Raw genomic sequence first — 7,116 nt, forward strand, 5'->3', positions numbered from 1 at the left:
GGGTCGGGGATGCGTATAAGAGACAGACCGTGGTCCTCGCGGCGGCCGCCGCGGCGGACGCGGTCGCCGGCGGGCGGCTCTCCGGGGTGCTGGTTGCGGTCGTGGTGCTCACCCCGCTGGCCGCCTTCGAGGCGGTGGCCGGTCTGCCGCTGGCCGTCCAGTACCGCCAGCGGGTCAAGCGCAGCGCCGAACGCGTCCACGAGGTCATCGACGCGCCCGTACCGGTCGCCGAACCCGAGCGGCCCCGGGCCCTGCCGGGCACGCCGTTCCCGCTGCGGCTGACCGGGCTCTGCGCCCGCCACCCCGGGCAGGAGCGCGACGCCCTGCACGGCATCGACCTCACCCTGGAGGCCGGCCGGCGGGTGGCCGTCGTAGGCCCCTCGGGCTCCGGCAAGACCACCCTGGCGCAGGTCCTGCTGCGCTTCCTCGACGTCACCGGGGGCGGTTACACCCTGGGCGGGACCGACGTACGGGACTGCGACGGCGACGACGTACGGCGCCTGGTCGGGCTGTGCGCCCAGGACGCGCACCTCTTCGACAGCTCGGTGCGGGAGAACCTGCGGCTGGCGCGGCCCGACGCGAGCGAGGCCGAGCTGCGGGCCGCACTGGCCGGGGCGCGGCTGCTGGACTGGGTCGACGCCCTGCCGGACGGGCTGGACACCCTGGTCGGCGAGCACGGCCGGCGGATGTCCGGCGGCCAGTGCCAGCGCCTGGCGCTGGCCCGGGCGCTGCTGGCCGACTTCCCCGTCCTGGTACTGGACGAGCCGGCCGAGCACCTGGACCTGGCGACCGCCGACGCCCTGACGGCCGATCTGCTGGCCGCCACCGAGGGCCGTACCACCGTGCTCATCACGCACCGGCTGGCGGGTCTGGAGCGGGTCGACGAGGTGGTCGTCCTGGACCGGGGCGCGATCGTGCAGCGCGGCGCGTACGAGGAGCTGGCCCGGGCCGAAGGGCCACTGCGCCAGATGCTGGAGCGCGAGCGGCAGGGCGACCTGGCAGGCGTGCCGGCCCTGGCCCCCGGCCCGGTCGGCTTTCCCCGGTAAATGGGACTAATTAGGCTCGACGGCATGCCAGTGCAGGAGTCTGAGGAGTCGCAGGAACCGTCGGACGCGATCGAGGTCACGGCCCGGGCCGGCCGGAGTCTGCACGGGCTGTCGACGGAGCTCACCGCCCGGGTCCCGCAGCTGCTGGAGGCGATGCGCTCGGTGGGGACCGGGCTGGAGCTGCATTCCACCCTCGACCGCATCTGCGAGACCGCCGCCGAGCTCGCCGACGCCCGGTACGCGGCGATCGGCGTGGTGGACACCGAAGGGCGAGGGCTCAGCGACTTCGTCACGCACGGCATCGACGAGGAGACCGCCCGGCGGATCGGGCACCGCCCCGACGGCAAGCGGGGCTTGCTCGGCGCGCTGATCCGGCATCCCGACCCGGTGCGGCTGGCCGACCTGGCCGAGGACCCCCGCTCGGCGGGCTTCCCGCCGCACCATCCGCCGATGAAGAGCTTCCTCGGCGTCCCGATCCGGGTGCAGGGCGAGAACTTCGGCAACCTGTACCTCGCGGAGAAGCGCGGTGGCGGGGAGTTCAGCGACTACGACGTCCACATGGTCCGCGTCCTGGCCACGGAGGCGGGCATCGCCATCGGCAACGCCCGGCTCTACGAGGCGGCCACCCAGCGCGAGCGCTGGATCGACGGCTCGGTGGCCGTCACCACGGCCCTGCTGTCCGGCGGCGACGCCGACGACGCGCTCTCCGTCGTCGCCGAGCAGGCCCGGCGGCTGGCCGATTCGGCGGCGGGCATCGTGATGCTGCCGGCCGCCGAGGGCGGGATGGAGATCGTCGCGGTGTCCTCGGACAACCCGGCGACCTCGCTGGGCGTGGTCGTCCCGGCCGGGAGCCCGGTCGTGGACAAGCTGCTGCGCGGCGAGCCCGTCTTCGTCGAGGACGCCGCCGTCGACCCCCGCATGATCAGCCGGCTGACCCGTTCGTACGGCCCGTGCATGATGCTGCCGCTGCAGAGCGGCGGACGGGTGCTGGGAGCGCTGGTGACCCCCCGGGCGCGCGGCCGGCGGCCGTTCAGCGAGGCCGAGCGGACCCTGGCCACGCAGTTCGCCTCCCAGGCGGCGCTCGCCCTGATGATGGCCGAGGCCCAGCGCGACCGGGAGCGGCTGGCGGTCTTCGAGGACCGCGACCGGATCGCCCGGGACCTGCACGACCTGGTCATCCAGCGGCTGTTCGCCACCGGGATGATGCTGGAGAGCGCGCAGCGGCGGTCCGTCGTCCCGGAGGTCGTCGACGGGGTCGGCAAGGCCGTGGACGAGCTGGACGTGACCATCCAGGAGATCCGCACCGCGATCTTCGCGCTCCAGCAGGGGCCGGCGGAGGCGCCGTCGGGGCTGCGCACCCGGGTGCTGCGCGAGATCAACATGGCTGCTGTGCCGCTCGGCTTCAAGCCCGCGCACCGCTTCGTCGGCCCGGTCGACACGCTCGTCGGCGAGCTGGTCGGCAAGAACCTGATCGCCGCGCTGCGCGAGGCGCTCTCCAACGCCTTCCGGCACGCGGACGCCTCGCGGATCGAGGTGGTGCTCGACGCGACCGTCACGCTGGCGGGCGGGCGGCCCGGGGTCCGTCTGGAGGTCGCCGACGACGGGGTGGGCATCGCAGAGGGCGGCCGCCGCAGCGGACTGCGCAACCTGCGCCGCCGCGCCGAGTCGCTGGGCGGGTCCAGCTTCTTCGGGCCGGGCCTGGGCGAGGGCGGCGGCGGTACGACGCTGGTGTGGCAGGCCCCGCTCTAGGCCAGCTCCAGGCCGTGTCTTGTGGATATTGCCCGCCGGGCTCGGGCGGCCCCGCCGCCCTCCGGCCGCAGACCTCAGGCGTCGTGGCCGCCGTGGACGGCCAGGCGGGCGGCGAGGATCTGCTCGATGACGACGGCGACCCCGTCCTCGTTGTTGTCGACCGTGCGGCCGGACGCGGCGTCGGCCACGTCCGGGTGGGCGTTGCCCATCGCGTACGAGGTGCCGGCCCAGCGGAGCATCTCGACGTCGTTGGGCATGTCCCCGAAGGCGACCACGTCGGCCGGGGAGATGCCCCGCTCGGCGCAGCACACCGCGAGGGTGCTGGCCTTGGAGACACCGTGGCCGCTGATCTCCAGCAGCGCGGTCGGGCTGGACCGGGTGATCGAGGCGAACCCGCCGGCGGTGGCGCGGGCCAGGGCCAGGAACTCGTCCGGGGCCAGCTCGGCGTGGTGGGCGAGGAGCTTGAGCACCGGGGCGGCGCTGCCGGGCGAGTCCTCGTGCAGCAGCTTCTCGGCGGCGGCGACCGGGGCGCCGGGGTCCAGGAAGAGCGGCGGGTACTCCGGCTCGTAGTGGATGCCGGTGGTCAGCTCGACCGCGAAGGACGTGCCCGGCGCGGCGGCGCGCAGCGCGCGTACGACGTCGAGGGCGGCAGGCCGCGGCAGGGCGCGGACCAGGACGAACTCCCGGCCGGCCCGCAGGTCCACCACCGCCGCGCCGTTCGCGCAGATCGCCAGCCCGTGGCCGTGCACGTGGTCGCTGACGACGTCCATCCAGCGCGCCGGGCGGCCCGTGACGAAGAAGACCTCGATCCCGGCCTCTTCCGCGGCGGCGAGCGCGGCCACGGTGCGCGGTGAGACGGATTTGTCGTCGCGCAGCAGGGTGCCGTCGAGGTCGGTGGCGATGAGCCGGGTCGTCGCGGGGGCAGGCCCGTCCGGGCGCTGAGAAGCCGAGGTCACGGCTCCATCTTCGCCCATGACGGCACCCCCCGACCCGCCCGTGACGGCGCCCGACGGCCCCGGTTGGCTGATCCGCGACCATGCCTCCCGCGTGCGGTCTCAGCGCCGTCCCGCACCGAGCAGCTCGCTCAAACGGTCACCGATGACGGACACCCCGGGGCGCGGCTCGCTCTGGATCGCGTCACCCTCGTCCAGCTGCCGTGCGGGCCCGGCGGCCTCCAGCAGGAGGGGAGTCAGCCACCGGTCGAAGCGGGCACTCCGAGCGAAGGTGACAAGTTCCCCTTTCAGCTCGGCACTGCGCTCGATGAGATCGGTCAGCGCGTACGAGCCAGTTCCGCGTGATAGAGGTGCCCGGCCTCAACGGGCCCAGTGGCGTGGCCCCAAGCTCGGCCCTGTCCAGCGTGCCCATGACGCCACGGTGGCGGCCCGTATCGCGACGTCGGCGTGGCTTCCCGAATCTACTCCGCCGGCATATCCGTGACAGCGGGAGGCCCCGTATCGTCGAGGTCATGCGTCTGAGCACGGTGATCCTCCCCATCCACCGATGGGCCGAAGGGCAGAAGATCTGGCGGCGGGCCGAAGACCTCGGCTTCCATGCCGCGTACACCTACGACCACCTGTCGTGGCGGTCGTTCCGGGACGGGCCGTGGTTCGGGGCGATCCCCACGCTGACGGCGGCGGCGACGGCGACCGAGCGGATCAGGCTGGGGACGCTCGTCACGTCGCCGAACTTCCGCCACCCGGTGACCCTGGCCAAGGAGCTGATCTCCCTGGACGACATCTCGGGCGGGCGGATCACCCTGGGCATCGGCGCGGGCGGCAACGGCTTCGACGCCACCGCGCTGGGCCAGGAGCCGTGGACGCCGCGGGAGCGGGCGGACCGGTTCGCGGAGTTCGTACCGCTGCTGGACCGGCTGCTGACCGAGGGCGCCGTCACGCAGCAGGGCGCCTTCTACTCCGCCGACGAGGCCCGCAACATCCCCGGCTGCGTGCAGCGCCCGCGGCTGCCGTTCGCCGTGGCGGCCACCGGGCCGCGCGGGCTGAAACTGGCCGCTGCGCACGGCCAGGCCTGGGTCACCACCGGCGACCCGAAGCTGTACGAGACCGGTACGCCCGAGGAGTCGCGGGCGGCGATCCGGGGCCAGCTGGAGAAGCTCGCCAAGGCCTGCGCCGAGATCGGCCGTGACGTCGAGCCGATGGAGAAGATCCTGCTGACCGGCTTCACCCCGGAGAAGAACACGGTGCTGGAGTCGGTGGACGCCTTCGTCGACTTCGCCGGCCGGCACCGTGAGCTCGGCTTCACCGAGATCGTGATCCACGCCCCGATCCCGGACTCGGACTTCGCCTCCGACGAGGCCGTGTTCGAGAAGATCGCCACCCAGGCCCTGGCCCAGCTCGGCGCCTGACGGCGGCCCGTGGCCCGTCCGTGCCGCTGTCCCCGGCCCTCCCGGGCCGGGGACAGCGGGCGGATTCACTCGCCCAGCGAGGTGAGGAGCCACTCCGCCTGGGGCAGCAGCCACTCCGGTGCGGCGCCCTCCGGGAGCTGCCGGACTTCCTCGACCAGCGCCGTGACCCGCGCGACGGCCGCCGGACGTACGTCCATGTCCCGCTCGATTTCCGCAGCCCCGGTCACGCACTGGTACCGCTCCGTCAAGCAGCCCGGCCCCAGGCCCGCGTAGATCCCGGCCGCGCGGTCCCACAGGGCGATGGCCTCCTGCCGGAGCGCGAGCAGCTGTGCCTCGGTCAACTCCTCCGGCACCTCCGGCTCGTCGCCGCCCTCCCGGTAGCCGTGGTCCTCGGGAGAGACGTAGGCGTCGATCCGCTGGTCGAGGATGCGTCCCAGCTGCTGCCAGGTCTGGGCGAGCTCGTACCGCAGGTGCTCCTCGTCCTCCTCGCCCTCCGCCGCGTCCGCCGCGGCCAGCGCGTCCTCGAGCACCCGCACGGCCTCGTCCATCCGCTTCCGCGCGGCGGCCACCGTCGCGTTCTCGGTCACCGTGCGCAGCTCCAGCCAGGCCAGCGAGCGCAGCATCCGCACCACGGCGACCGGCGAGTCCCCGATCGCACGGCGCAGCTCCAGCGCCCGCTCGTAGGCCGCGACCGCCTCCTCGTCCAGCCCGGCGGAGGACAGCGCGTCGGCCGCCGCCTGCGCGAGGTGTGCCTGCGCACGGGGGTCGTGCCAGCTCTTCGCCGCCTCTGCCGCCAGGAGGTACTGCTCGGCCGCCCCGCGCTGGTCGCCCACCTCGCTCAGCAGGCGGGCCAGCAGGTCCCGGGCGTCCACGGCCACGTCCTCGCCGTGCTCCAGCAGGTCGGGCAGGGCCGACTGGAGCACCTCGACGGCCTCCGCGTGCCGTCCCAGTCCCGCGTACGCGCGGGTCAGCCGCAGCCGTGCCTGTGCCCCGCCGTACTCGGCGAGGCCGGCCTGGTCGAACCAGTGCGCGCTGTCCAGGGCCAGGGCGGCGACCTCCGCCGCGTCCCCGCGCCGGTGCAGCACGATGTCCGCGAGGGTCAGCCGTACCGCGCCCTGGGTCTGGGCGTCGGCCGTCTCCGCGGCGTGCGCGAGCGCCGCCCGTACCGACTCCTCCGCCTCCGCGGGCCGGCCCAGCTGCATCAGGGCGCCGCCCCGCACCGCCAGCGGGTCCACGGCCAGCCACGGCCGGCCGGCCGCCACGGCCCGCTCCGCCGCCGAGGCCAGCAGCGCCTCGCCGGCGGCGGTGTCCCCGGAGCGGAGGGCGTGGTGCGCCAGCAGCTCCTCGGCGTCGCAGGTCTGCACGACGAGCGCCGGGTCCCCCGCGTGGGCCGCCACGAAGCCGGCCAGTGCCGCTCGCGTCCCGTCCTGCCCGTCCTCCGCGTCCTGCCCGTGCTCCGCGTCGTGTCCGTCCTCACCGGCGCCCAGGTGCGCCAGGGCGCGGATCCGGGTCAGTTCCACCGAGGCGAGCCGCCGGGCGCGTACCGGGTCGTCGGACGGCAGACCCCGCGCGGAGGCCTCCGCCGCGTCCAGCAGGGCGCGGACCTCCGCGGGTTCCGCGTCGAACTGCAGGGCCGCCATGGCCAGCCGCAGCTCCGCGAGGACCGCCCGGTCCTCCTGCCCGGCCTGCCGGTGGGCGTCGCGTACGAGCGCGAAGCGCTCCCGTACGGCCGGGTCCCCGGCCCGGGCCGCCGCCAGCACCTGGTGCTCCAGCAGGTCGGCGGCCACCGTGGCGTCGATGTCGTCCCGGCCCCGGGCCTGCGCCCGCCGGGCCAGCTCGTCCCACAGCGCCTCGGCCCCGGGGTGGCCCTCGTCGCGCGCCGCGCGGGCCCGTGCCACCAGCGCCTCGAAGTCATCGCCGGACGCAGCCCGGGAGCCGGAGCCGGCCTCGGCCCCCGGC

Annotated in this window: 4 protein-coding genes and 1 pseudogene; 3 read left to right on the forward strand and 2 right to left on the reverse strand. The window is 75.0% G+C overall.

Annotated features, from left to right (window positions below; all coding sequences use genetic code 11):
• The coding region (cydC, locus tag GPJ59_RS31290) for a thiol reductant ABC exporter subunit CydC (RefSeq protein ID WP_219671294.1) at window positions 1-1,046 on the forward strand (1,046 nt) is incomplete at its 5' end.
• A 24-nt stretch (window positions 1,047-1,070) separates the two neighbouring features.
• Entirely contained in the window at window positions 1,071-2,795 is a 1,725-nt protein-coding gene (locus GPJ59_RS31295; RefSeq protein WP_219671295.1) for a sensor histidine kinase, read from the forward strand.
• A gap of 74 nt (window positions 2,796-2,869) precedes the next feature.
• On the opposite strand, the gene GPJ59_RS31300 is transcribed toward GPJ59_RS31295, so the two are convergent.
• Window positions 2,870-3,769, reverse strand: coding sequence for a Cof-type HAD-IIB family hydrolase (locus GPJ59_RS31300; RefSeq protein WP_219671296.1), 900 nt, complete (start codon window positions 3,767-3,769; stop codon window positions 2,870-2,872).
• 491 nt (window positions 3,770-4,260) lie between these two features.
• Between GPJ59_RS31300 and GPJ59_RS31305 the strand changes: the two genes are divergently transcribed.
• Window positions 4,261-5,157: an LLM class flavin-dependent oxidoreductase gene (locus GPJ59_RS31305; RefSeq protein WP_219671297.1), complete on the forward strand. Its 897-nt coding sequence runs from the start codon at window positions 4,261-4,263 to the stop codon at window positions 5,155-5,157.
• Between the two features lie 65 nt (window positions 5,158-5,222).
• Here GPJ59_RS31305 and GPJ59_RS31310 read toward each other — a convergent pair.
• Window positions 5,223-7,116, reverse strand: a pseudogene (locus GPJ59_RS31310) (hypothetical protein); the annotation flags it as partial.

Origin of the sequence: Streptomyces bambusae (assembly GCF_019400985.1) — a bacterium.
Taxonomy (GTDB): domain Bacteria; phylum Actinomycetota; class Actinomycetes; order Streptomycetales; family Streptomycetaceae; genus Streptomyces; species Streptomyces bambusae_A.